This is a genomic window from Klebsiella planticola (assembly GCF_000783935.2).
Taxonomy (GTDB): Bacteria; Pseudomonadota; Gammaproteobacteria; order Enterobacterales; family Enterobacteriaceae; genus Klebsiella; species Klebsiella planticola.
Genome location: NZ_CP026047.1, coordinates 986,658 through 1,010,531 on the forward strand (window position 1 = coordinate 986,658; position 23,874 = coordinate 1,010,531).

General features: G+C 55.9%; 22 protein-coding genes and 1 pseudogene. 11 read left to right on the top strand and 12 right to left on the bottom strand.

All coding sequences use genetic code 11. From position 1 onward, the window contains the following. Positions 1 to 362 precede the first annotated feature (362 nt). The 4 genes from MC50_RS04695 to MC50_RS04710 all read left to right on the top strand — a co-directional run bounded on the left by MC50_RS04695 (position 363) and on the right by MC50_RS04710 (position 4,123). The gene (locus MC50_RS04695) at positions 363 to 1,853 is read left to right on the top strand and encodes an aldehyde dehydrogenase (protein WP_047665416.1); all 1,491 of its coding nucleotides are present in this window, start codon (positions 363 to 365) and stop codon (positions 1,851 to 1,853) included. A 48-nt stretch (positions 1,854 to 1,901) separates the two neighbouring features. Continuing rightward, entirely contained in the window at positions 1,902 to 3,284 is a 1,383-nt protein-coding gene (locus tag MC50_RS04700) for an aspartate aminotransferase family protein (RefSeq protein ID WP_046853446.1), read from the top strand. A 135-nt stretch (positions 3,285 to 3,419) separates the two neighbouring features. Continuing rightward, a complete protein-coding gene (locus MC50_RS04705) occupies positions 3,420 to 3,752 on the top strand; it encodes a hypothetical protein (protein WP_032698771.1) in 333 nt (110 codons plus the stop codon). A gap of 182 nt (positions 3,753 to 3,934) precedes the next feature. Further along, a complete protein-coding gene (locus tag MC50_RS04710) occupies positions 3,935 to 4,123 on the top strand; it encodes a hypothetical protein (protein ID WP_032690707.1) in 189 nt (62 codons plus the stop codon). Positions 4,124 to 4,286: 163 nt separating this feature from the next. Here MC50_RS04710 and MC50_RS04715 read toward each other — a convergent pair whose 3' ends face one another. From MC50_RS04715 to MC50_RS29115, 3 genes are all read right to left on the bottom strand, one after another. After that, the gene (locus tag MC50_RS04715) at positions 4,287 to 5,468 is read right to left on the bottom strand and encodes an aminotransferase-like domain-containing protein (RefSeq protein WP_032690706.1); all 1,182 of its coding nucleotides are present in this window, start codon (positions 5,466 to 5,468) and stop codon (positions 4,287 to 4,289) included. Between the two features lie 100 nt (positions 5,469 to 5,568). Further along, positions 5,569 to 7,440, bottom strand: coding sequence for a bifunctional glutathionylspermidine amidase/synthase (gene gss, locus MC50_RS04720; protein ID WP_032690705.1), 1,872 nt, complete (start codon positions 7,438 to 7,440; stop codon positions 5,569 to 5,571). Between the two features lie 75 nt (positions 7,441 to 7,515). Continuing rightward, positions 7,516 to 7,650: a hypothetical protein gene (locus MC50_RS29115; RefSeq protein ID WP_306417341.1), complete on the bottom strand. Its 135-nt coding sequence runs from the start codon at positions 7,648 to 7,650 to the stop codon at positions 7,516 to 7,518. A gap of 69 nt (positions 7,651 to 7,719) precedes the next feature. On the opposite strand from MC50_RS29115, the gene MC50_RS04725 reads away from it, so the two are divergent. Next, positions 7,720 to 8,280 (top strand): DsbA family protein, encoded by a 561-nt coding sequence (locus MC50_RS04725; RefSeq protein WP_004867687.1) that lies wholly within the window; start codon positions 7,720 to 7,722, stop codon positions 8,278 to 8,280. A 116-nt stretch (positions 8,281 to 8,396) separates the two neighbouring features. Then, entirely contained in the window at positions 8,397 to 9,263 is an 867-nt protein-coding gene (gene yghU, locus MC50_RS04730) for a glutathione-dependent disulfide-bond oxidoreductase (protein WP_032690704.1), read from the top strand. Between the two features lie 34 nt (positions 9,264 to 9,297). On the opposite strand, the gene MC50_RS04735 is transcribed toward yghU, so the two are convergent. Both MC50_RS04735 and yghX read right to left on the bottom strand, forming a co-directional pair. After that, the gene (locus tag MC50_RS04735; RefSeq protein WP_032690703.1) at positions 9,298 to 9,585 is read right to left on the bottom strand and encodes a DUF2623 family protein; all 288 of its coding nucleotides are present in this window, start codon (positions 9,583 to 9,585) and stop codon (positions 9,298 to 9,300) included. Positions 9,586 to 9,662: 77 nt separating this feature from the next. Next, complete coding sequence (gene yghX, locus MC50_RS04740; RefSeq protein WP_047665418.1) at positions 9,663 to 10,550, bottom strand: YghX family hydrolase; 888 nt, start codon at positions 10,548 to 10,550, stop codon at positions 9,663 to 9,665. 147 nt (positions 10,551 to 10,697) lie between these two features. On the opposite strand from yghX, the gene mgrA reads away from it, so the two are divergent. After that, positions 10,698 to 11,738, top strand: a complete 1,041-nt coding sequence (gene mgrA / locus MC50_RS04745) for an L-glyceraldehyde 3-phosphate reductase (protein WP_032697563.1) — start codon at positions 10,698 to 10,700, stop codon at positions 11,736 to 11,738. 39 nt (positions 11,739 to 11,777) lie between these two features. On the opposite strand, the gene MC50_RS04750 is transcribed toward mgrA, so the two are convergent. The 3 genes from MC50_RS04750 to exbB form a co-directional block, all read right to left on the bottom strand. After that, the gene (locus MC50_RS04750; RefSeq protein WP_032690698.1) at positions 11,778 to 12,272 is read right to left on the bottom strand and encodes a TIGR00645 family protein; all 495 of its coding nucleotides are present in this window, start codon (positions 12,270 to 12,272) and stop codon (positions 11,778 to 11,780) included. 134 nt (positions 12,273 to 12,406) lie between these two features. Next, positions 12,407 to 12,832 carry a TonB system transport protein ExbD gene (exbD, locus tag MC50_RS04755; protein WP_032690697.1) on the bottom strand — a complete coding sequence of 142 codons (426 nt, stop codon included), beginning with the start codon at positions 12,830 to 12,832 and terminating at the stop codon, positions 12,407 to 12,409. Between the two features lie 6 nt (positions 12,833 to 12,838). After that, entirely contained in the window at positions 12,839 to 13,570 is a 732-nt protein-coding gene (gene exbB, locus MC50_RS04760; RefSeq protein WP_032690696.1) for a tol-pal system-associated acyl-CoA thioesterase, read from the bottom strand. Between the two features lie 251 nt (positions 13,571 to 13,821). Between exbB and metC the strand changes: the two genes are divergently transcribed. Both metC and yghB read left to right on the top strand, forming a co-directional pair. Then, complete coding sequence (gene metC / locus MC50_RS04770; protein WP_032690695.1) at positions 13,822 to 15,009, top strand: cystathionine beta-lyase; 1,188 nt, start codon at positions 13,822 to 13,824, stop codon at positions 15,007 to 15,009. Positions 15,010 to 15,139: 130 nt separating this feature from the next. Next, positions 15,140 to 15,799, top strand: a complete 660-nt coding sequence (gene yghB / locus MC50_RS04775) for a DedA family general envelope maintenance protein YghB (RefSeq protein ID WP_032690694.1) — start codon at positions 15,140 to 15,142, stop codon at positions 15,797 to 15,799. A 62-nt stretch (positions 15,800 to 15,861) separates the two neighbouring features. On the opposite strand, the gene MC50_RS04780 is transcribed toward yghB, so the two are convergent. Further along, positions 15,862 to 16,761 (bottom strand): AraC family transcriptional regulator, encoded by a 900-nt coding sequence (locus MC50_RS04780; RefSeq protein ID WP_032690693.1) that lies wholly within the window; start codon positions 16,759 to 16,761, stop codon positions 15,862 to 15,864. A gap of 196 nt (positions 16,762 to 16,957) precedes the next feature. Here MC50_RS04780 and yqhD point away from each other — a divergent pair, with 196 nt between their 5' ends. Together yqhD and dkgA are read left to right on the top strand one after the other, a co-directional pair. Then, entirely contained in the window at positions 16,958 to 18,121 is a 1,164-nt protein-coding gene (gene yqhD / locus MC50_RS04785; RefSeq protein ID WP_032690692.1) for an alcohol dehydrogenase, read from the top strand. Between the two features lie 144 nt (positions 18,122 to 18,265). Next, on the top strand, positions 18,266 to 19,093 hold the full coding sequence (gene dkgA, locus MC50_RS04790) for a 2,5-didehydrogluconate reductase DkgA (RefSeq protein WP_032698769.1): 828 nt from the start codon (positions 18,266 to 18,268) through the stop codon (positions 19,091 to 19,093). Between the two features lie 114 nt (positions 19,094 to 19,207). Here the strand turns inward: dkgA and MC50_RS04795 are convergent. From MC50_RS04795 to plsC, 3 genes and pseudogenes are all read right to left on the bottom strand, one after another. Next, positions 19,208 to 21,459: pseudogene (locus MC50_RS04795) on the bottom strand (YgiQ family radical SAM protein); the annotation flags it as partial. Positions 21,460 to 21,492: 33 nt separating this feature from the next. Further along, on the bottom strand, positions 21,493 to 22,905 hold the full coding sequence (ftsP, locus tag MC50_RS04800; RefSeq protein ID WP_047663508.1) for a cell division protein FtsP: 1,413 nt from the start codon (positions 22,903 to 22,905) through the stop codon (positions 21,493 to 21,495). 85 nt (positions 22,906 to 22,990) lie between these two features. Further along, on the bottom strand, positions 22,991 to 23,728 hold the full coding sequence (plsC, locus tag MC50_RS04805) for a 1-acylglycerol-3-phosphate O-acyltransferase (RefSeq protein WP_004867743.1): 738 nt from the start codon (positions 23,726 to 23,728) through the stop codon (positions 22,991 to 22,993). Positions 23,729 to 23,874 lie beyond the last annotated feature (146 nt).

Below are 23,874 nucleotides of genomic sequence, written 5' to 3' on the forward strand. Positions count from 1 at the left end.
TCCGATCGCAAGGAATGAGGGTCATTCATCTTTTTTTCATTGCCTGTTATTAAATCAAACAATATTTAATGTATTTAAAAGGCAGCGGGTGCTGTGCTCATAAAAGCGAAGCATAAAAATAATATCCTTTTAAATACAAAACATTAAAAATTCATCCGCGTAAATTTTATGAATACCGTCACAGAAATAACCGCGCCTCACGCCCCGGAGAATTATCCCCTTTCCGGGACTAGCTACGTTTTTTATAGAGGTTAGCTAGATTTTTAGTCCTTTCTCGTCGCTGCCCCCTCCTGCATCATGAATCAATAGCAACAAATCAATAACAAATAAGCAACACATCAAGGGAGAGGCGCATGTCTGGTATGTCTGATCGAAATTTTTGGCAGGACAAACTGCGGGAGCAACGCTTTATCAGCCACGCGATCGTTGATGGTCGTCCCTACCTCGCCATCAGCCGTAAAGTCTGTCCGGCCATCAACCCGGCAACCAATAACGTGCTCGCCGGGGTGACGGCGCTGCAAGCAGACGATATTGATATTGCAGTAAAATCATCCCGCGCCAGCTTCGCCTCCGGCGTGTGGTCCGCTCTGGCGCCGCAGGAGCGTAAAACCGTACTGCTCAGGCTCTCCGCGCTGATTCTCGAACACCGTGAAGAGCTGGCGCTGCTTGAAAGTGCCAGCATGGGCAAACCGGTCAACGATGCGCTGCATGTTGATATTCCCGGCGCGGCGCACGTCCTGGCCTGGTACGCTGAAAGCGTCGATAAAATTTACGCCGAGGTCGCCCCCACGCGTAACGGGTCGCTCGCTACCCTCACTCGTGAAGCGGTCGGCGTGGTGGCGGCAATCGTACCGTGGAACTTTCCGCTCGATCTGGCCTGCTGGAAACTCGGGCCGGCGCTGGCCGCCGGGAACAGCGTGATCCTCAAACCCTCAGAAAACTCGCCTTTTTCGGCACTGCGCCTGGGTGAACTGGCGCTCGAAGCGGGTCTCCCGCCAGGCGTGCTGAACGTGGTGACCGGTCTCGGCACCGAAACGGGCGCCGCGCTTGGGCTGCATAACGATATTGATGTCATCACCTTTACAGGTTCGACCGCCGTCGGCAAGGCCTTCATGACCTACTCCGCGCAGTCAAACCTGAAACAGGTCTGGCTGGAGTGCGGCGGTAAAAGCGCCAATATCGTCTTTGCTGACTGCCAGGATCTCGACCTGGCGGCGGAGAAAGCCGCTTTCGGTATCTGTTTTAACCAGGGCGAAGTCTGTTCCGCCAACTCACGGCTGCTGGTAGAACGCGCGATTTATGCCGACTTTATCACCCGGGTAGAGGCCAAAATGAAAGCCTGGGCACCGTCTCACCCCTTTGATCCAGCAGCCAAAATGGGCGCGATGGTCAGCGCGGCGCATGCGCAAAAGGTCATACGCGCGATCCGTTCTGCCGAACAGGCCGGCGCACGCGTGCTGACCGGCGGCCGTGAGGTCGAGATTGAAGGGATCGCCAACTACGTTCAGCCCACGCTGCTGGATGGGGTGCACGAAGAGATGTCGCTGTGGAAAGATGAAATTTTCGGCCCGGTGCTTGCCGCTATCCCTTTTGATGATGAACAGCAGGCCATCGAGCTGGCTAATAACCATATTTATGCCCTCGCCGCGTCGATCTGGACAGACGATCTGCACCGCGCGCACCGCGTAGCCGGACGGCTTAACGCCGGCACGGTATCGGTCAATACCGTGGATGCGCTGGACGTCACCGTGCCGTTTGGCGGCAATAAACAGTCTGGTTTTGGTCGGGATTTGTCGCTGCATGCCTTCGACAAATTCACCACCCTTAAAACGACCTGGTTCCAGTTTCGCTAGCAGGCAACGGCCTTGCCTTGCCCTGATTCCGCTTACAGGAGAGATAACATGACTTACCCGATTCACCCGACGCGATCCACCACCGAGTATCAAAGCGGGGATGCCGCACACCATATCCACGCGTTTCTCGACCAGAAAGCGCTGAACGCTGAAGGACCGCGCGTCATGGTACGCGGCGAAGGCCTGTACCTGTGGGACAATGACGGCAACAAGTATCTGGACGGTATGTCAGGACTGTGGTGTACCCAGCTGGGCTACAGCCGCCAGGATCTGGCGGATGCCGCGGCGGCGCAGTTCGCGAAGCTGCCCTATTACAATATGTTCTTCCACACCACGCACCCGACGGTGATTGAGCTGTCCGAACTCCTTTTCAGCCTGCTGCCCGGGCACTACAGCCACGCCATTTACACCAACTCCGGTTCTGAATCGAATGAAGTGCTGATCCGCACCGTGCGTCGCTACTGGCAGATTCTCGATAAGCCGCAGAAAAAGGTGATGATTGGCCGCTGGAACGGCTACCACGGCTCTACCCTCGCCGCCACCGCGCTCGGGGGCATGAAAGCCATGCATGCCATGGGGGGGATGATTCCCGACGTGGCGCATATTGATGAGCCCTACTGGTATATGCACGGCGGCAACCTGACGCCACAGGAGTTTGGCCTGCGCTGCGCCCGCCAGCTGGAAGAGAAGATCCTGGAGCTCGGCGCGGAGAACGTCGCGGGCTTTATCGCCGAACCGTTCCAGGGGGCGGGCGGGATGATCTTCCCGCCGGAGAGCTACTGGCCGGAGATTCAACGCATTTGCCGCAAATACGACGTGCTGCTGTGCGCCGATGAGGTGATTGGCGGCTTTGGCAGAACCGGCGAATGGTTTGCGCACCAGTATTTTGGCTTTGAGCCGGATACGCTCTCCATCGCCAAAGGGCTGACCTCCGGCTATGTTCCGATGGGCGGCCTGGTGCTGAGCAAACGGATGGCCGAGGTGCTGGTTGAGAAAGGCGGCGTCTTTGCCCACGGTCTGACCTATTCCGGCCACCCCGTCGCTGCGGCCGTCGCCATTGCCAACCTGAAAGCACTGCGCGATGAAAACCGGGTCACCACCGTACGTGACGATACCGGCCCGTATCTGCAAAAAACGCTGCGTGAAGTGTTTAGCCACCACCCGATGATTGGCGAAATCCAGGGCACAGGCCTCGTGGCCGCTCTGCAGTTCGCCGAAGATAAGTCGACCCGCAAACGCTTTGCGAATGAAAACGATCTGGCCTGGCGCTGCCGGACTATCGGCTTTGAAGAGGGGGTCATTATCCGCTCTACGCTGGGGCGTATGATTATGGCTCCCGCGCTGATTGCCAGCCACAGCGAACTGGATGAGCTGGTCGAGAAGACCAAACGCGCTATCGACCGGACCGCAAAAGAGAGCGGTCTGTTATAGCTCTTTTACCGTTAGCGCATAACCGCGCTAACGGGACCTGTCCCGCTCGCCCGGAGGTAAAAAAGACCTCCGGGATGTCATCCCGTTTGCGCAGCAGGTACACTACGCCCCCTGTTTCCTCTCCCTGACTAATCCATGCTGAAGAAATTACCGCTTATTATTCCGCTGCTGGCGCTCATCGCGCTGCTTGTCTGGTGGTTTACGCCCCGCTACTCCGAAGAAGAGATGGCCTGGTACCGTTCGGTTTTCTGTGTCATCGACCACCGGGATAGCCAGGCGTTTCTTCGCGATATGGAAAATATTGTCGAAGGCGGCAATGCCGATTACGCGCTGCACAAAAACCACTATATCCCGGCACTTGGCGAACGTATGCGTCAGACCTGGCTGCAGCTCAGCCAACAAGAACAAGAGAGTATTGGTCAGGATCAGCAGCGCTGCCGCCAGCTGATGAGCGAAAAACAGCGTTAACGCTGCTTTTGAAATCACAGGCCAGACGGCAATGGGCGGCACCCTGTCCCGCAATGGTATTCTGCCCGCGCTGTCCCTTTAAAAAATAAGGAAAACAGATCTTACCGGTGGCGATAAAAAAGAGTTGATCTGATATGCACAAGCTCTTACTTTGCTAACCAGTTTTCACACGAGATAAGACGATGCCGACAATAACAGCAAGTAGTATGCAAGAAGCGAAAGAGTTAATTCACTGCGGGAAATACAGGGAAATCGTGCTGAATTTTGATATTGATGCTGATGATTTCTTCACGCTCGCCACCTCCCAGTCCGCGACGAAAGTCACGATGATCAACAGAAACAATCACTCACCGGTAAAAGCAGAAAAATAATAAAAAACCTCTGAGGTATTCTTTATGTGGCTATTTATTGGCACACTCGGCGTTGCATTTCTCTCCTCACTGATGCTGATTTGGCTCGATGACCGCATCGCCGAAAGCGATTAAACCAGATTAACACTCCGTGCCGCCCGGCGGCGCGGAGTGATTTATATAGCTACAGCGATTTCGCCAGACGTTCAACGGCCGTCATCAGCCCTTCTTCCGAGACCGTAGAGTAGGACAGACGCAGCGTACGGGTATCCGGATTATCGTGATAGAACGCTTCGCCAGGGACAAACACCACGCCGTTTGCCAGCGTTTTCTTCATCCATTCCATGGTATCGAACGAATAGCGGAAGCGAGCCCACAGGAACATCCCGCCTTTTGGTCGGCTGAAGGCAATGTGCTCCCCGAGTCGCGACTCCAGCGCATCCGCCAGCGCCACACACTTCTTACGATAATCCTCACGGATCAGCGCGATCTGGTTATCCAGGCGATTCATCGCCAGATATTCCGCCGTGATCACCTGCGACAGCATGTTGGTATGCAGATCCGCCGCCTGCTTGACGATCACCGTCTGCTGCGCCAGCCAGTCCGGCATCACAATCCAGCCGATACGCATCCCCGGAGCGAGAATTTTGGAGAAGGTGGAGGTGTAGACCACCTGATCTTCACAGCCTAGCTCAACCGCGTGCTGATACAGCGGACGGCGGACTTCATCGGTAAAGCTGATTTCGCCATAGGGGTCGTCTTCGATGATGACAAAATCATGCTGCTTCGCCAGTTCCACCAGACGGCGGCGGCGATCTTCGCTCAGGGTTTTTCCGCCGGGGTTGCCGAAGGTGGGCACCAGATAAACCGCTTTGACGCGGGTCGTTTCCAGCAGGTCGGCCAGCTGTTCGACCAGCATCCCGTTATCATCAGTATCCACGCTGAGAATATTGGCCTGCGCTAACTGGAATACCTGCAGCGCCGCCAGGTAGGTCGGGCGCTCAACCACCACCGCATCGCCCGGATCGAGCAGCGTACGGGCGACAATATCCAACGATTGCTGAGAACCGGAGGTGATATAAACATGGCTGGCCTGGCAGTCAACGCCGCGCGCCTGACACAGTTCGCTCACGGCCTGACGCAGCGGCGGGTAGCCTTCGGTCAAACCATACTGAAATGCATCGTTGAAGCGCCCGCTCATCACCTGTTGCACAGCCAGATTCAGACCTTCGGTATCAAACAGCTCCGGAGCCGGAATCCCGCCGCCCAGAGAGATAACGCCGGGCAGTTTACTGTGCTTAAGAAGTTCGCGGACGGCGGAGGGCTTGAGTTCACCCGCGCGGGCGGCGAGTCGCCTGTCGTGCATATTATTTTCCTTTTCTGTCTTGTTGTTGTCTTTGTGACTTATCGTGTTTGCAGGATTTGTTGCCCGGACAGGTCGTTTACGGCGCTGTCCGGGCTGCCGGCTACCGGCCGTCGCTGTCTTTCAGCACAATTAACGGTTCGATATCACTCTCTTTTTTGACTACCAGCGAATCATCGCCGCGCAGACAAGTACCGCCGTAGTTGCCGCCGACGGTAAACGTACACACCTGAATGTATTTACCATCCACTTTCGGCAGGCACCAGAGCTGCTGGTAAATATTTTTACGATCGACAAACTGCCCGCTGGTTTTATCCAGCACTTCGTCTTTCGGACCAATCAAATCAATGTTGCTGCCGCAGCGGCCAGAGATAGGTTTCACCGCGTAACCGGTTTTCGCCAGCTCGTCGTTGACCACAAAATCGGTATCCAGCAGATAGCGGTGGTTCGGGAACAGCGACCACAGTACCGGCAGAATGGCCTTGTTACCGGGGATCACCGTCCACAGCGGTTCGAAGACCAGCACTTCCGGACGCAGCAGCACGTCGATCAGCCGCACGGCGTTTTGCGGATGTCCGGTACGGATCGGCACGGCGGCGTACTCATCGGCGCTGACTTCACGCACCTGCTCGATGGCGGTTTCCCAGGCCCAGGTTTTCCAGACGCAGTTCACCAGACGCCCGTCGCCGTCGATCAGCTGCCCGGCGGCATCCCAGTGCAGCTCATCAAGGCCAAAGAGGATCTTACTTTCGAACCCCGCCTGCGTGAGCGAGCGCTGGATAAACAGCGCGTGGTAGTTCTCCTCCAGATCCTTGTCCTGCATGATATGCACGAAAGGACGGGCGCGGCTGTGTTTCCAGGCGCCCGCCAGCTCATCAAGCAGATTTTCCGCCGGGTTGTGTCCGCTGCCGTAGTAGCCCTGCTTCAGCCACTGTTCGAGGATCAGCCCGCCTTCGGTATGACAAGAGGCGGAGTCGGCGTTGTATTCATAGACCTTCAGCCCGCGCTCATCCATACAGAAATCCATGCGGCCGGTAATCATATGATGACGGCGTCGCTGCCACGAGAGGCGCAGGCGCGGCCAGAGAATTTTAGGGATATCAAACAGCGCCAGCAGGTTGTCATCTTTCATCACCTTATCGGTGGCATGCAGGTACATCAAATGCAGCTCGTTGGTCGCTTTGATTAGCTCCTGCTCGGCGCTTTCGGTAATGGTGAAGTACTGATAGGGATCTTGATTGATGAAGTGACCGTTGGCGGCCACGTAGGCTTTCTGCAGCGAATCTTTCTCGTTCAGCCAGTTACCGCGGAACTGGCCTTTATTCGGCAATCTCGCGCCCTGAATCGCCATCGCTTCACCCGGCAGCACCGGCTGCGGCAGGCTGTGCTCGGTATCGGCGGTCTGAATCATCCAGCCTAATATTTCCGTATCGGCAAAGGTATCTTTGATGGTGTAGAAACCGTCTTTCACTTCCAGCGTTAATTCGCGGGTCCATTGCTGGCCCTGCGGCAGCGGAGCGTGAATCACGTTTTGCTCGGCGATGCGGACCTTATTGCCGACCAGCTGCGTAATCACCGCAACATGGCCGGTATGCTTGAACTCACCGCCCTTTTGCCAAATCAGCAGCGAACCGGCCATCGGCGGACGGCGGGCGCCGTTTGCGAAAGCCTGCAGCGGCAGAATATTGTCATTGACCACTTCACGCAGAAAACGCAGGGAGAAGATTTCATAGGCCATGCCGACATCGGTAAAGACAAAGCCGTAGGTGAGAAACAAAAAGCGGCGCGCGAATTCAACGCACTGCCATTTATGCCCCATATACTCACTGCCGATGTAGCTGCGGAACGTCGCGTCATCCGGATAGTCGCGCGGATTTAAACTGCTGTAATTCGATGAATAAATTGCTACGCCCCCCGGCGCGTAGCCTAACAATGTACCAAAAGGGGCATCACTACTTGTCGATCCTTTGCTCATTAGCCTGACCTCAAATTAATGCAGCCCGGGCAGTTGGCGGAACAAAACTCCCTCTTCTTATCCTGCCACAGGCACTTACCAGACAGAGGTGAAATGATGATACCACTCATTGGATTCAGCGATCGTGCCCTGCGGGAAAATAACCCGGCGCCTTTGGGTAAAAGTGATATCGTTATTTGTAATATCTCCCCGTAATACTTCAGGTTGCATTGCCGTTGACAACAGCCCGGGTGATTCAGGGAATCATAACGAAGAATGAGACAACGTCAGGAGTTGATTATGAGCGCACAACCGCATCTGCAGGCTCAACCGCTGGTCTGGGGCCACGGCCCACGTACTTTTGAGGTTTTCCTTGAGCCAACCTGCCCGTTTTCCGTCCGGGCATTCAATAAGCTCGACGAGCTACTGGACGAAGTCGGCGCGGATAATGTGACCATCAAGATTCGTCTGCAGTCGCAGCCATGGCATCTTTTCTCCGGCGTCATCGTGCGCTGCATTCTTGCCGCCTCGACGCTCCCGCACGGCAGAGAGCAGGCGCACAGGGTGTTAAAAGCCGTCGCCGACCATCGCGAAGAGTTTGAATTTACCGACCATTGCAGCGGGCCGAATATGGAGACCACGCCGCAGCAGATTATCCAGCGCATTGAGCGCTATAGCCAGGTTCTGCTCTCTACGGCCTTCGCCCGCCCTGAGCTGCAGGCTGAAATTAAATGGCATTGCAAATACGCGCGACAGAACGGTATTCATGTCTCGCCTACCTTTATGGTCAACGGTCTGGTGCAGCCGGACCTTGGCAGCAGCGACGATATCAGCGTATGGGCCGCGCGGATTATGGCCTGAGTCCCTCTCGCCCCGGTTGCGCGACGCTGACCGGGGCCAATAAGCCTCACACGGTTAAACCTGCTTAGCATCTCCTGCTACACTCCCTCAACGGCTCACTAAAAAGGCAGGTCCTCATGTCAGAGAATAACTACCAACCACCTAAAGTGTGGGAGTGGAAGCAAAACAACGGCGGCGCGTTCGCCAACATCAACCGTCCCGTCTCCGGCGCAACCCATGAAAAAGCGCTACCGGTCGGCTCACATCCGCTGCAGCTCTACTCCCTGGGCACGCCAAACGGCCAGAAGGTGACTATCCTGCTGGAAGAACTGCTGGCGCTCGGCGTGAGCGGCGCGGAATACGATGCCTGGCTGATTCGCATTGGCGAAGGCGATCAGTTCTCCAGCGGTTTTGTTGAGGTGAACCCCAACTCAAAAATTCCCGCCCTGAGCGACCACTCCACCACCCCGCCGACGCGCGTATTTGAGTCCGGCAGCATCCTGCTGTACCTCGCTGAGAAGTTTGGTTTCTTCCTGCCTAAAGATCCCGCCGGGCGGACCGAAACCCTTAACTGGCTGTTCTGGTTACAGGGCGCAGCCCCGTTCCTCGGCGGCGGTTTTGGCCACTTCTTTAACTATGCGCCGGTGAAAATCGAGTACGCGATTGACCGCTTCACGATGGAAGCCAAACGTCAGCTCGACGTGCTGGATAAACAGCTCGCCCGCAACCGCTATGTTTCCGGGGAAGAGTACACGATCGCTGATATGGCTATCTGGCCGTGGTACGGCAATGTGGTGCTGGGCGGGGTGTATAACGCCGCTGAATTCCTTGACGCCGGCAGCTATAAAAACGTCCTGCGCTGGGCGCAGGACATCGGCAATCGTCCGGCAGTCAAACGCGGGCGTATCGTCAACCGGACCAACGGCCCGCTTAACGAGCAACTGCATGAACGCCACAGCGCCAGCGACTTCGATACCCTGACCGAAGACAAACGCCAGGCATAACGCCTCACCTACCGGAGGCCTCGGCCTTCGGTAGTTAACTTTCCAGCCGGTATCCCGCCATAAAGTAACGCATTGCGGTACAGGAATGTCCCTCCCTGAAGAAGTCCATGACCATGTTTCTGTCCAGGCCATAACGGCGGGTGAGGATCCCGGCCTCCCAGGCGCTAAGCTGACGATCGCCGGTTTGTTCAAACATCCGCTGAGAATAACCGAGGACAAACCCACGTTTATAATCCGCGCAAAAACCGGCTGCGTTGCTGGCGCTTTCAGCCTGAGAAGCCTTCAACCCCGCCATTAAACCTTTGCCAAAATGGTTATCCATCGCTTTCACCCCCAATCGTTATATATAAAATTATATAGCGATTTTTTGAGCGAGTGCCAGCGCTATTTCCGCCCTTTTTAGCCGAGATATTTGGCAAACCACGCCAGCGTTCGCTGCCAGGCAAGTTCAGCGGCGGCCCGGTCGTAACGCGGCGTAGAATCGTTGTGAAAACCGTGGTTCACCTGAGGATAGATATAGGCCTCAAACACTTTATGCTGCGCCTTCAGCGCCTGTTCATAGGCGGGCCAACCGTCCGTGATGGGCTTATCCAGCTCCGCATAGTGCAGCAGCAGCGGCGCACGGATTTTTTCGACATCCGCGATCGGCGGCTGGCGGCCATAAAACGGCACCGCGCAGGCCAGTTCCGGGATCGCCACGGCGGCAGCATTGCACACACCGCCGCCGTAACAAAAACCGGTTATTCCCACTTTGCCGCTCGTCTGCGGATGCTTTTCCATAAAGGCGACGGCGGCAAAAAAGTCGTTCATCAGCTTCTGCGGATCGACTTTCTGCTGAAGCTCGCGCCCTTCGTCATCATTGCCGGGATAGCCGCCCACCGAACTCAGGCCATCCGGTGCCAGCGCGATGTAACCGGCTTTGGCCACTCGCCGGGCGACATCTTCGATATAGGGATTCAGCCCGCGATTCTCATGCACGACGATCACCGACGCCGGTTTTACGGTGGGTTTCGTCGGCATCACCAGATAGCCGCGCACCTCTCCGTGCCCTTCGGGCGAAGGATAGCGAATATATTCCGCATGAATATCCGGGTCGGTAAACGAGACCTGCCCGGCAAGCGCATAGTTGGGTTTCAGCAGATTAAACAGTGCCAGGGCGGTCATGCCACCGACGGCGTACTTCCCGGCCATCTGTAAAAACTCCCTCTTGCTGATTTTGCCGTGTGCGTAATAGTCGTAGTACTCCAGCAGCTCTTGCGGAAAATCTTTCGCCGTCAGTCGCGTCATCATCTCTTCTCCGTAAATTAACCCCTTTTAAGCAAAGCATAAGCTCGCGGTGACGCCAGCAATCTTACGCATTGTGATCCAGCAAACGCTGCCGGCGTGCCATACCAGTTAAAATGGAAACGACGTTTTAATTTATAAGGAGAGATCATGTCCTGGTTAGCTGACGCCACCCGCTACGATCGCATGCAGTACCGCTACTGCGGTAAAAGCGGCCTGCAATTGCCCCTCTTGTCGCTGGGACTGTGGCACAACTTTAGCCACGGTCACGCGCTGGATGACCAACGCGCCCTGCTGCGCAAGGCCTTTGACCTGGGCATTACCCATTTCGATCTGGCGAATAACTACGGGCCGCCGCCCGGCAGCGCAGAGGAAAATTTTGGCCGCCTGCTGCGCGAGGATTTTGCCGCCTATCGCGACGAGCTGATTGTAGCGACGAAAGCAGGCTACTCCATGTGGCCAGGCCCCTATGGCAACGGTAGTTCGCGAAAATATCTGCTCGCCAGCCTCGATCAGAGCCTGCAGCGGATGGGACTGGATTACGTCGATATTTTCTATTCGCATCGCGTCGATGAAAATACGCCGATGGAAGAGACTGCCGCAGCGCTGGCGCAGGCGGTACAGAGCGGTAAAGCCTTGTATGTCGGCATCTCCTCCTATTCGCCGGAACGTACGCAGCAAATGGCCGCCCTTTTGCGCGACTGGAAGATCCCGCTGCTTATTCACCAGCCGTCTTATAACCTGCTCAACCGCTGGGTCGACACCAGCGGACTGCTGGATACGCTGGAGGAGAACGGCGTCGGCTGCATCGCCTTTACACCGCTGGCGCAGGGCCTGCTGACCGGTAAATATCTCCAGCAGATCCCGGAGGGTTCGCGGATGTTCTACGAAGGCAAAAGAGCGCGCGGCCTGACGGAAAATATGCTCAGTGAGTCAAATCTGAACAGTCTGCGTTTATTGCAGGAGATGGCCCACCGCCGCGGGCAGAGCATGGCGCAGATGGCGCTGAGCTGGCTGCTGAAAGACCGCCGTGTGACCTCGGTGCTGATTGGCGCCAGCCGCCCGCAGCAGCTGGAGGAGAACGTACAGGCGCTGAAAAATCTGACGTTTAGCGCAGAAGAGCTGGCGCAGATTGACCAGCACGTCGCGGATGGTCAGCTCAATTTATGGCAAACCTCGTCGGATAAATAAGTCACCAGCCCGGCGGCTCTGCCCCGCCGGGCTGGTGTATCAGTGCTTAACCTTGGTCAGACGATCGAGATAGCCCATCACAAACGCCGACAGCACAAAGGTCAGATGGATAATGACGTACCACATCAGCTTGTTGTCCGGTACGTTTTTCGCGTCCATAAACACCCGCAGCAGATGGATAGAGGAGATGGCGACAATCGACGCCGCCACTTTATTTTTCAGGGAGGTAGCATCCATTTTACCCAGCCAGCTGAGCTTTTCTTTACCTTCATTGATATCCAGCTGGGAGACAAAATTTTCGTAGCCGGAGAACATCACCATCACCAGCAGGCCGCCCACCAGCGTCATATCGACCAGCGACAGCAGCGTCAGAATCAGCTCCGACTCGCCCACGCTAAAGATGTGCGGCAGTACGTGGAAAATCTCCTGAAAAAATTTGATCGACAGCGCAATCAGCCCGAGCGAAAGACCAAAATAAACCGGCGCCAACAACCAGCGTGAGGCATACATAGCATTTTCCAGAAAGCGTTCCATAAGATCCTGTGAGTTAACAAAAAACGTTCGGCATTATATCGCAACCCGCCATGGCGATTGCAACCTCCCGCCGCGGCGTATCAGGCATAAAAAAGGCTGGCGCATGGCCAGCCTGAGGAGCGTCGTCGGGAGGGTTATTTCGCTTTTACGGTTTCTTCACCCACCAGACCAATCTTCAGATAACCCGCCTGGTGCAGGGTATCCATGACCTTCATCATCGTCTCATAATCCACGGTTTTGTCCGCGCGGAAGAAGACGGTGGTGTCTTTCTTCCCTTCAGTCAGCGTATCCAGCGCGCCGATCATGCTCTCTTCGGTAATGGCATCGTTGCCGAGGAACATCGTTTTATCCGCTTTCACCGACAGATAAATCGGCTTTTCCGGACGCGGCTGCGGCTGACTTGAGGAGGCCGGAAGGTTGACCTTCACATCCACGGTCGCCAGCGGCGCCGCCACCATAAAGATGATCAACAGCACCAGCATGACGTCAATAAACGGCGTGACGTTAATGTCATGCATTTCGCCGTTATCATCGAGGTTTTCGTTAAAATGCATTGCCATAAAGCATTAACCTACTCGTAATTTTTGCGCGGTACGGACCGGTTTTACGCCGCTGGCGCTCAGATCCAGGTCACGGCTTTGCAGCAGCAGCACCTGCGCGGCGACATCGCCGAGCGACGCTTTGTAGCTGCCGATCATACGGGCAAAAATGTTATAGATAACCACGGCAGGAATCGCCGCAAACAGGCCGATGGCGGTCGCCAGCAGCGCTTCAGCGATGCCCGGTGCAACTACCGCAAGGTTAGTCGTCTGCGTCTGCGCAATGCCGATAAAGCTGTTCATGATACCCCAGACGGTACCAAACAGGCCGACGAACGGGGAAATCGCCCCGATGGTCGCCAGATAGCCGTTGCCGCGGCCCATATAACGGCCGACGAACGCCACGCGACGCTCAAGGCGGAAACCGGTACGCTCTTTAATCCCTTCGTTATCTTCGACGCCTTCAGAGAGCACCAGCTCGTTCTGCGCTTCGTTGATAAGCTGGGTGCTTAAGCTTTTCGGGTGGAAACTGTTTGCGATATCGCTGGCCTGATCGAGGGAACGAGCATCGCTGAGCTGCTGCTGTTCGCGCTTGAGGCGGCGCTTACTGGAGAGGATTTCAGCACCTTTGCCGAAAAAGATAGCCCAAGTGACTATCGACGCCAAAATCAGGCCAATCATCACGACCTTAACGACAATATCGGCATGATGATACATACCCCAAACGGACAGGTCCGCCTGCATCAAATTATTACCCACGCTGAATCTCCAGGACGTCAATCACAAAATCTGAGCACAATAATATCAAAAAAGCATCGAATTGATAGTGGTTCTCATTAGTATTTACACTGTGCAGCAAATCACGTTTAGATTCCTTGCGCTTACGCAGTAAAAAAGTGGCCGACCGCGGATTTCGCAAAATTTTTTCCCGTATCGGCCATTCCCCGGTACAGCTTGAGTCATTCATGCTAGTTTAGACGTCCAGACGTATAAAACCAGGTAAAAAAAACATGGCTGATAAACATCTTGATACCGCGCTGGTCAATGCCGGGCGCAGTAAAAAATATACTCAGGGCTCGGTCAACAGCGTGATTCAGCGGGCTTCATCGCTGGTGTTCGAGACTGTCGAAGCCAAAAAACACGCCACCCGCAACCGGGCAAAAGGCGAGCTGTTTTACGGCCGTCGCGGGACATTGACCCACTTTTCGCTACAGGAAGCCATGTGCGAACTGGAAGGTGGCGCCGGATGCGCGCTGTTTCCCTGCGGCGCCGCAGCCGTTGCCAATACCATTCTGGCCTTCGTTGAACAGGGCGACCATGTCCTGATGACCAACACCGCGTATGAGCCCAGCCAGGACTTTTGCACTAAAATCCTCGCGAAGCTCGGCGTAACCACCAGCTGGTTCGATCCGCTGATTGGCGCCGATATCGCCCGCCAGATTCAGCCGAACACCCGAGTGGTGTTCCTGGAGTCACCCGGTTCTATCACCATGGAAGTGCACGACGTTCCGGCAATCGTTGCGGCCGTACGCCGCGTTGCCCCGCAGGCGATTATCATGATCGACAACACCTGGGCCGCCGGCGTGCTGTTTAAAGCGCTGGATTTTGGCGTCGATATCTCCATCCAGGCCGGGACGAAATACCTGATAGGCCACTCTGATGCGATGGTCGGCACCGCGGTATCCAACGCGCGCTGTTGGGATCAGCTGCGGGAAAATGCCTACCTGATGGGACAAATGGTCGATGCGGATACCGCCTATATGACCAGCCGCGGCCTGCGCACCCTGGGCGTCCGCCTGCGTCAGCATCACGAAAGCAGCCTGCGTATCGCCGAATGGCTGGCGCAACATCCGCAGGTCGCGCGCGTCAACCACCCTGCGCTACCGGGCAGCAAGGGCCATGAGTTCTGGAAGCGCGATTTTACCGGCAGCAGCGGCCTGTTCTCTTTTGTCCTCAATAAGCGCCTGACCGACGCCGAGCTTGCTGCATATCTCGACAACTTCAGCTTGTTCAGCATGGCCTACTCCTGGGGCGGCTTTGAATCGCTGATTCTGGCTAATCAGCCGGAACAAATCGCCTCAATTCGTCCGGAAGCTGAAGTCGATTTCAGCGGCACGCTGATTCGCGTCCATATCGGTTTAGAAAATGTTGACGATCTGCTGGCGGATTTAGCGGCAGGCTTCTCCCGTATCGTGTAAAGTGACAGCGAGTGGCAACAATAGCGGACGTTCTGCGTAAGGCGGCCGCTGTTGTTGCGCCCGAGATCAAGGTGTTCGGGGCTCTTCAGGAGTACACTAATCAAAAATACGGTACCACTTAGGAAAGTCCATGGTTGTCATTCAAGAGATTGTCGCCGCCCTGTGGCAACATGATTTTGCCGCGCTGGCAAACCCCCAGGTCGTGGGCGTTGTATATCTGGTCATGTTCATGACATTGTTTCTGGAAAACGGTCTGCTACCCGCTTCATTTTTACCCGGGGACAGCCTGCTGCTGCTCGCCGGCGCGCTCATAGCCAAAGGCGTCATGGACTTTGTGCCGACTCTTGCCATCCTTACCGCCGCTGCCAGCCTTGGCTGCTGGCTGAGCTATCTGCAAGGGCGCTGGCTTGGCAATACCGAAACCGTCAAAGGCTGGCTCGCCCATCTGCCGCAGAAGTACCATCAGCGCGCGACCTGTATGTTTGATAAACATGGTCTTCTGGCGCTGCTGGCCGGTCGTTTCCTCGCCTTCGTGCGCACCCTGCTGCCAACGATGGCCGGCATTTCCGGGCTCTCCAACCGCCGCTTTCAGTTCTTCAACTGGCTCAGCGCGCTGCTGTGGGTCGGCGTGGTTACCGGTCTGGGCTATGCGCTCAGCATGATCCCGTTCGTGAAGCGACATGAAGACCAGGTCATGACCTGCCTGATGATTCTGCCAATCGCGCTGCTGGTGGCCGGGCTGGTGGGTACCGTGGTCGTGGTTATCAAGAAAAAATTCTGTAACGCCTGACAGAACCTTCCCGGGAGCGGCGCTGCCCGCCTTCCCGGGAATGAAACCCCGGCCCTTCTCCGTCACAGTCCCTGAATCATTCTGATCCGCGCCGCATCTTCTCCCGGCGTCATGCCAAAGTAGCGTTTAAACTCACGGCTGAACTGCGACGCGCTCTCGTAGCCGACGCGCATCGCCGCGGCACTGGCTTTCATCCCGTCATGAATCATCAGCATCCGCGCCTTATGTAAGCGATAGCTTTTGAGATACTGCAGTGGCGAGGTGCTGGTCACCGATTTGAAATTATGATGAAACGCCGAGACGCTCATATTGGCTTCCGCCGCCAGCTGATCGACGCTGAGGTTTTCGGTGTACTGGCTTTCAATGCGCTTCAGAACACGGCTAATCAGGCTGAAGTGGGTTTGTCGGCTGACCAGCGCCAGCAGCGCCCCGCCGCATGGCCCGGTGAGCACGTGATAGAGGATCTCGCGGATAATCTGTTTGCCGAGGATACGCGCATCCAGCGGACGTTCCATCACATCCAGCAGCCTTTCCGCCGCGCACAGGATCTCCTCCGATAAGGCTGCCGAGTTGATGCCGCTGGAGGCCATCGCCGGCTGAAACAGCTCATCCTCGCCTATGTCCATCAGCAGCTCCTGCAGCTGGAGAATATCCACATTCAGGCGCAATCCCGCCAGCGGCACCTCTGGCGTCGCAAAGGTCTCGCACTCAAACGGCAGCGGTACCGTCAACAGCAGATATTCATTGGTGTCATAGCGAAAAGTCCGCTCATTGATGTAGCCAATTTTATGACCTGAAAAGAGAAAAACAATGCCTGGCTGGTACATCACCGGCGTACGGGTACCCGGCTGCGTACCGTACAACAGACGAATATCTGGCAGCAGCAAGCTAAGATTTTCTTCGTTATCTTTCAGTGCATTAACCTTTTCTGTCAACAGCTGGCATATCTCGGCGCGGTTCATTTTCGGTGCTTCTCCAGACGTTTTTTCACCTCTGCATTGTGCGCATATTTCTGCCTTTTCTCCAGCTCAGTGGAGAAATGGGCAAGACAACGGCAGGAATGTGCATTGAGAGGAACCGGCGACAGGACCACAATGACCGTCATCTGGCCGAGGCATCCTCTCAGTCGGCAGTTTTCTTTTTTTGAGGGCACGAATAATGAACAATTTCGATCTACATACCCCAACCCGCATCCTGTTTGGTAAAGGCGCCATCGATAACCTGCGCGATCAAATCCCGGCGGATGCCCGGATTCTGGTGACCTACGGCGGCGGCAGCGTGAAGAAAACCGGCGTGCTCGATCAGGTCCTCAACGCCCTGAACGGCTTCGACGTTCTGGAGTTTGGCGGGATTGAACCAAACCCCTCTTACGAAACGCTGATGAACGCGGTGAAAATCGCCCGTGAACAAAACGTCACCTTCCTGCTCGCCGTCGGCGGTGGTTCGGTACTGGATGGCACGAAATTCATCGCCGCAGCGGCGCACTATGACGAAAACGTCGATCCGTGGGAAATTCTCGAAACCTACGGCAGCCATGTGAAAAGTGCGATCCCGATGGGCTCCGTGCTGACGCTGCCGGCAACCGGTTCCGAATCCAATAAAGGTGCCGTGGTTTCACGTAAAACCACCGGCGACAAACGCGCCTTCATGTCTGCTCATGTCCAGCCGGTGTTTGCGATCCTCGATCCGGTTTACACCTATACCCTGCCGCCGCGTCAGGTGGCCAACGGCGTGGTTGACGCATTTGTCCATACCGTTGAGCAGTACGTTACCTATCCGGTTGATGGCAAAATTCAGGATCGCTTTGCCGAAGGCATTCTGCTGACCCTGATTGAAGAGGGTCCGAAAGCGCTGAAGGAGCCGGAAAATTACGACGTTCGCGCCAATATTATGTGGGCCGCGACCCAGGCGTTAAACGGCCTGATCGGCGCTGGCGTTCCCCAGGACTGGGCAACGCACATGCTGGGTCACGAGTTGACCGCGATGCATGGCCTCGATCATGCCCAGACGCTGGCCATCGTGCTGCCAGTATTGTGGAATGAAAAACGCGATACTAAACGCGCGAAACTGCTGCAATATGCCGCTCGCGTCTGGAATATTACCGAGGGTTCTGAAGACGAACGTATCGATGCCGCTATCGCCGCGACGCGTAACTTCTTCGAACAGCTTGGCGTACCGACCCGTCTTTCCGACTACGGTCTGGACGGTAGCTCTATCCCGGCGTTACTGGCTAAACTGGAAGAACACGGCATGACGGCGCTGGGTGAAAATCAGGATATCACCCTTGAGGTCAGCCGTCGGATTTACGAGGCCGCACGCTAAGTTTCCCTTTATCCCTCTCTTCTTCTTGCCGCGAACTTGCGGGAAGGAGAAGAGTTTTACTACCGTTTTTAGCTATTTCGTCCAGACTTAATGCTACCCCTTAGCGGAATGTACACCGCTGAGTTTCATTAACAGGAGGAAGGCATGACACATCCAACCGTTATAAAACTGCACGACGGCAACCTGATGCCACAACTGGGTCTCGGCGTGTGGAAAGCAGGCAACGAGGAAGTCGTCTCCGCCATTCATAAGGCGCTGGAAGTCGGTTATCGCTCTATTGACACCGCCGCCGCATACCAAAATGAGACCGGTGTCGGCAATGCGTTGCGCAGCGCAGGCATCCCCCGCGATGAGCTGTTTATCACCACTAAACTGTGGAACGACGACCAAAAACGCCCTCGTGAAGCGCTGCAAGAGAGCCTGCGCAAGCTGCAGCTCGATTATGTCGATCTCTATCTTATGCACTGGCCGGTTCCGGCAATTGACCACTATGTTGACGCCTGGAAAGGCATGGTTGAGCTGCAAAAAGAGGGGCTGGTCAAAAGCATCGGCGTCTGTAACTTCCAGGTGCATCATCTCCAGCGGCTGCTGGATGAAACCGGCGTCGTGCCGGTGATAAACCAGGTAGAGCTTCATCCTTTACTCCAGCAACGTCAGCTTCATGCCTGGAACGCCACGCATAAAATTCAGACGGAATCCTGGAGTCCGCTGGCGCAAGGGGGAGAAGGCGTTTTCGATCGAAAAATCGTTCACCAACTCGCGGATAAATACGGTAAAACGCCCGCGCAGATTGTTATCCGCTGGCACCTGGACAACGGGCTGGTGGTGATTCCGAAATCGGTAACGCCGGCACGTATTGCGGAGAACTTCAACGTCTGGGATTTCCGTCTCGATAAAGACGAACTGGGTGAGATGGCAAAACTGGACCAGAACAAACGTCTGGGGCCGGATCCTGATCAGTTCGGCGGATAGAACGTAAACAGGCCGGATGGCGCTAACGCCGATCCGGCCTGTGGTTCACCGTTTTTACCGGCCCGCTAAGCGCCACCGGGCCATACAACAGACTTAACGGCTGGCAACCTTGCCACGTTTTACGGGCTTCTTCGCCGTCTCCCCGGCGTTCGAACGCTGATGCACAATGGGCGTATGTTTGGTTAACGCCGGGCGGGTGTTGCGGTTCTGACGACGCGCTTCGCGCATCTCATCCAGCGTTGGTGCAGGAACCAGACAGTCACGGCGCGATCCAATCAGATGCTTCTTGCCCATGCTCTCCAGCGCCTGACGAATCAGCGGCCAGTTCGCCGGATCGTGGTAACGCAGCAGCGCTTTATGCAGACGGCGCTGTTTGTCGCCTTTCGGCACCACAACCTCTTCACTCTTATAGCCAATCTTACCCAGCGGATTCTTGCCGGTGTAATACATGGTGGTCGAGTTGGCCAGCGGCGACGGATAGAAGTTCTGCACCTGGTCGAGACGGAAACGGTTTTTTTTCAGCCACAGGGCCAGGTTCACCATATCTTCGTCGCGAGTGCCCGGGTGCGCAGAGATAAAGTACGGAATCAGGTACTGCTCTTTACCCGCCTGCTTCGAATAGGTATCGAACAGCTCTTTAAAGCGGTCATAGCTTCCCATACCCGGCTTCATCATTTTTGACAGCGGGCCTTCTTCCGTATGTTCCGGGGCAATCTTCAGATAGCCGCCAACGTGGTGAGTCGCCAGCTCTTTGATATAGCGCGGATCCTCGACGGCGATGTCATAGCGCACACCAGAGGCGATAAGGATTTTTTTAATCCCTTTCAGATCGCGGGCGCGACGATACAGATTGATCGTTGGCTCATGGTTGGTATCCATGTGCGGGCAGATATCCGGATAGACGCAGGATAAACGGCGACAGGTTTGTTCCGCACGCGGCGACTTGCAGCGCAGCATATACATGTTGGCTGTCGGACCGCCAAGATCGGAGATAACACCAGTAAAGCCGGGAACCGTGTCGCGAATCGCTTCGATCTCGTTGATGATAGAATCTTCGGAACGGCTCTGAATGATGCGACCTTCATGCTCGGTGATGGAGCAGAAAGAACAGCCGCCGAAACAGCCGCGCATAATGTTTATCGAGAAACGAATCATTTCGTAAGCCGGAATACGGCTGTCGCCATATGCCGGGTGCGGGACGCGCTTATACGGCAGCGCAAAAACGCTGTCCATCTCTTCCGTCGACAGCGGGATCGCCGGTGGGTTAACCCAGATATAACGCTCGCCGTGCTTTTGCATCAACGCGCGCGCGCAGCCCGGGTTGGTCTCATGATGCAGAATACGTGACGCGTGGGCGTACAGCACCTTGTCCCCTTTCACCTTCTCAAAGGAAGGCAGCAGGACATACGTTTTTTCCCACGGCTTCGGACGCGGCGGTTGAACGGTGACGCGTTTGGCTTCTTGTTTTGGCGGCGCGACGGTTTTGTTATCCGCGCACGGCAGGTCTTCGCCATACGGGTGCGGGATCGGGTCAATTTTACCCGGGGTATCCAGACGGGTAGAGTCCACGCCGCTCCAGCCCGGCAGCGCCTCTTTGACCATAATGGCGGTATTACGCACGTCGCGAATTTGACCAATCGGCTCGCCGGCAGCCAGACGATGCGCTACTTCAACCAGCGGACGCTCGCCGTTGCCGAACATCAGCATATCGGCCTTCGAGTCCACCAGCACCGAACGGCGCACGGTATCAGACCAGTAATCATAATGCGCGGTACGACGCAGGCTGGCCTCGATCCCCCCGAGGATAACCGGGACATCCTTCCACGCTTCTTTACAGCGCTGGGTATAGACCAGCGTGGCGCGGTCAGGACGTTTACCGGCAACATTGCCCGCGGTATAAGCATCATCGTGGCGCAGCTTACGGTCAGCGGTGTAGCGGTTGATCATCGAGTCCATATTGCCGGCGGTGACCCCGAAGAACAGATTCGGTTTGCCGAGGCGCATAAAGTCATTTTTATTGTTCCAGTCAGGCTGGGAAATAATCCCGACGCGGAATCCCTGCGCTTCCAGCATGCGTCCGCAGATCGCCATTCCGAAGCTTGGATGGTCGACATACGCATCGCCGGTGACCAGGATAATGTCGCAGCTATCCCAGCCAAGTTGATCCATCTCTTCGCGTGACATTGGTAAAAATGGCGCCGGGCCAAAGCAGGCGGCCCAGTACTGCGGCCAGGAAAAAAGGTCACGATCCGGTTGGATCAGGGATATTGCGCTCATATTGCTTCCGGAAAAAATGATAAAAAAATAATCAAAGGGCGGCGATTATAAGCCGGATCGATGATCGAAATGAAGGGAGATTTTCTTATACCCTGACCGCGATTCAGTCAGGGTATGAGGCATTACGGCGCCGGATTGACCAGCATCTGGCCAATTGAACCCCGGTCGGCAAGCTCCAGCGTCTGGCTCAGGAACTGGAACGGGAAATGCGGCCAGGAAGGCTGCGCGTAGTACACCAGGAGTTCCACCTGCCCGTCGACCCAGACGGTATCTTTCCAGCCGCGATCCTCCGGGAACGGTGCGGACCCGTTCACGTTACGCACCTGGAACATCACCCCTTCGATATGGAACGACTGCGGCCGATCGGCGCGCACCGTCCAGCGCTCCCAGGTGCCCTGCTGGGCGGTGATATCAATACGCTGCGGATCCCACAGATTACCGTTAATGCCCGGATCGTCGCCCAGAGAGATATCCCGTGAGCGAAGCGGCGTGCCGGACAAGAACTCCGTCGGCAGCAAACGCACCGGCAGACTATCGGTGACCAGCGGCAGCAGGCCCGTTGGACGCAACGTTAATAGCAGCGTAGAAATCAGGATACTCGACGGTTCGAAGAAGCCACGGATACGATCAACGATGCTCGCCGCTTCGCCGCAGGTAATCGACACCTCATCGCCGTTGGTCATATCCACCAGAATTTCTCGCCGCTCGCCGGGGGCCAGCGACAGCTGTTTCAGCGACACCGGCGCGGGTAAAAAGCCCTGGTCGCCGGAGATGACATGTATCAGCCGGCCATCGCTCATCTGCAGCTGATAGCGGCGGGAGTTAGAGGCGTTCAGCAGACGCAGGCGCACCCAGCCGCGTGACACTTCGACATACGGACTCTGTACGCCGTTTACCAGCAGCGTATCGCCGACAAAACCGCCGCTGCCGGGCTCGCTGTATTCCGGCGAACCGAAATTATCCAGCCGCTTGTCCTGAATAATCACCGGGAAGTCATCCACGCCATAGTGATTAGGAACCGGGAGGTTTTTGCTGATTTCATCTTCCACCAGCCACATACCCGCCAGACCGTTATAGACCTGTCTGGACATATGGTTCGGGGTATTCGCCTGATACCACAGCGTGGCGGCACTCTGGCGAATCGGCAGCACCGGCGCCCAGTCAGCGTTCGGCGACATCATTCGCGCCGCGCCGCCAATCAGCGGACCGGGAACCTGCAGGCCCCGAATGGTCATGGCGACGTTTTCCGTCAGGCGGTTGCTGTAAATGAGCTTAACATCATCGCCATTCCACACGCGGATCGTCGGCCCGAGATAGCGGCCGTTCACACCCCATACCGAGGCGCGCGTTCCCGGGGTAAATGACCAGTGCGCCCGCTGCAGAGTTAAAAACAGCGGCTGACCGCGGCGGGATTCCAGCAGCGGTGGAACCGGCAAGGCTGGCTGCTGGCCGGCGGCATGTGCGTTCAGCGGCACGGCTCCCGCGCACAGCGCTACGCCTGAAGCCTTAATAAACTGACGCCGACTGAGTGACATATTAACTCCATGGAATACTAACTCATCAAAAAGGGAATTCGTTTCCCGCTAGCCCTGTGCTCGCGCTATCGCGGCAGTTCCTGGTTTATTTCTTTGCCGCCGCTTCGCGCTCAGCAACTTCGCGATCCAGCTCTTCAATCTTCGCCGCCATCAGCTCGCGGCAGTGCGTTGCCAGCGCACGTACGCCCTCTTTACCAAACTGGCTGGTATCGACCGGCGGCAGCATTTCGACAATCACCAAACCATTGTTCAGGCGATTGAGGTTAATTTTATTCGATGTATTGGAAACGCACACCGGAATAATCGGTACGCCAGCGGCAATAGCCGCGTGGAAAGCGCCGGTTTTAAAGGGGAGCAAACCGCGGCCGCGGCTGCGCGTACCTTCCGGGAACATCCAGAAAGAGATTTTGCGTTTTTTAAACGTATTGACGACCTGCGAGATAGTGCCATGCGCTTTCGCCCGGTTATTTCGGTCAATCAGCAGGTTCCCCGTCAACCAGTAGAGCAGACCAAAAAACGGGATCCACACCAGGCTCTTTTTACCCACGGTCACGGTCGGCGGCTGTACGATATTTGATGCCGTCACCATATCATAGTTGTTCTGATGGTTAGCGATGTAGATCGCATTGCCATAGCTCTCTGCATCAGCAGGCTTACGCGTTTCTACCTTCAGGCCGAATAGCGGAGAGAGTCGGCCAAACAGATGCCCGAAGGTGGCCACGTGTTTAGGATTACGCGGGCTGAACAAGCAGTAAATACAGCCAAATATGCACACAAAGAGACAATAAATAACAACAACAATTAGTCGAAAAATAAATAGCATAGCTACCTCTAAAACCCAAACCGCTTAGAATGATACCCGTTAAACTTCAGCTCGTATGCGCGCGAACGGCAATATCGCCCGGTACATCGTGACCGCACGTGCACGACACGCCTGACACGCTCGCCGTGGCATTTAAGCGCCGCTCA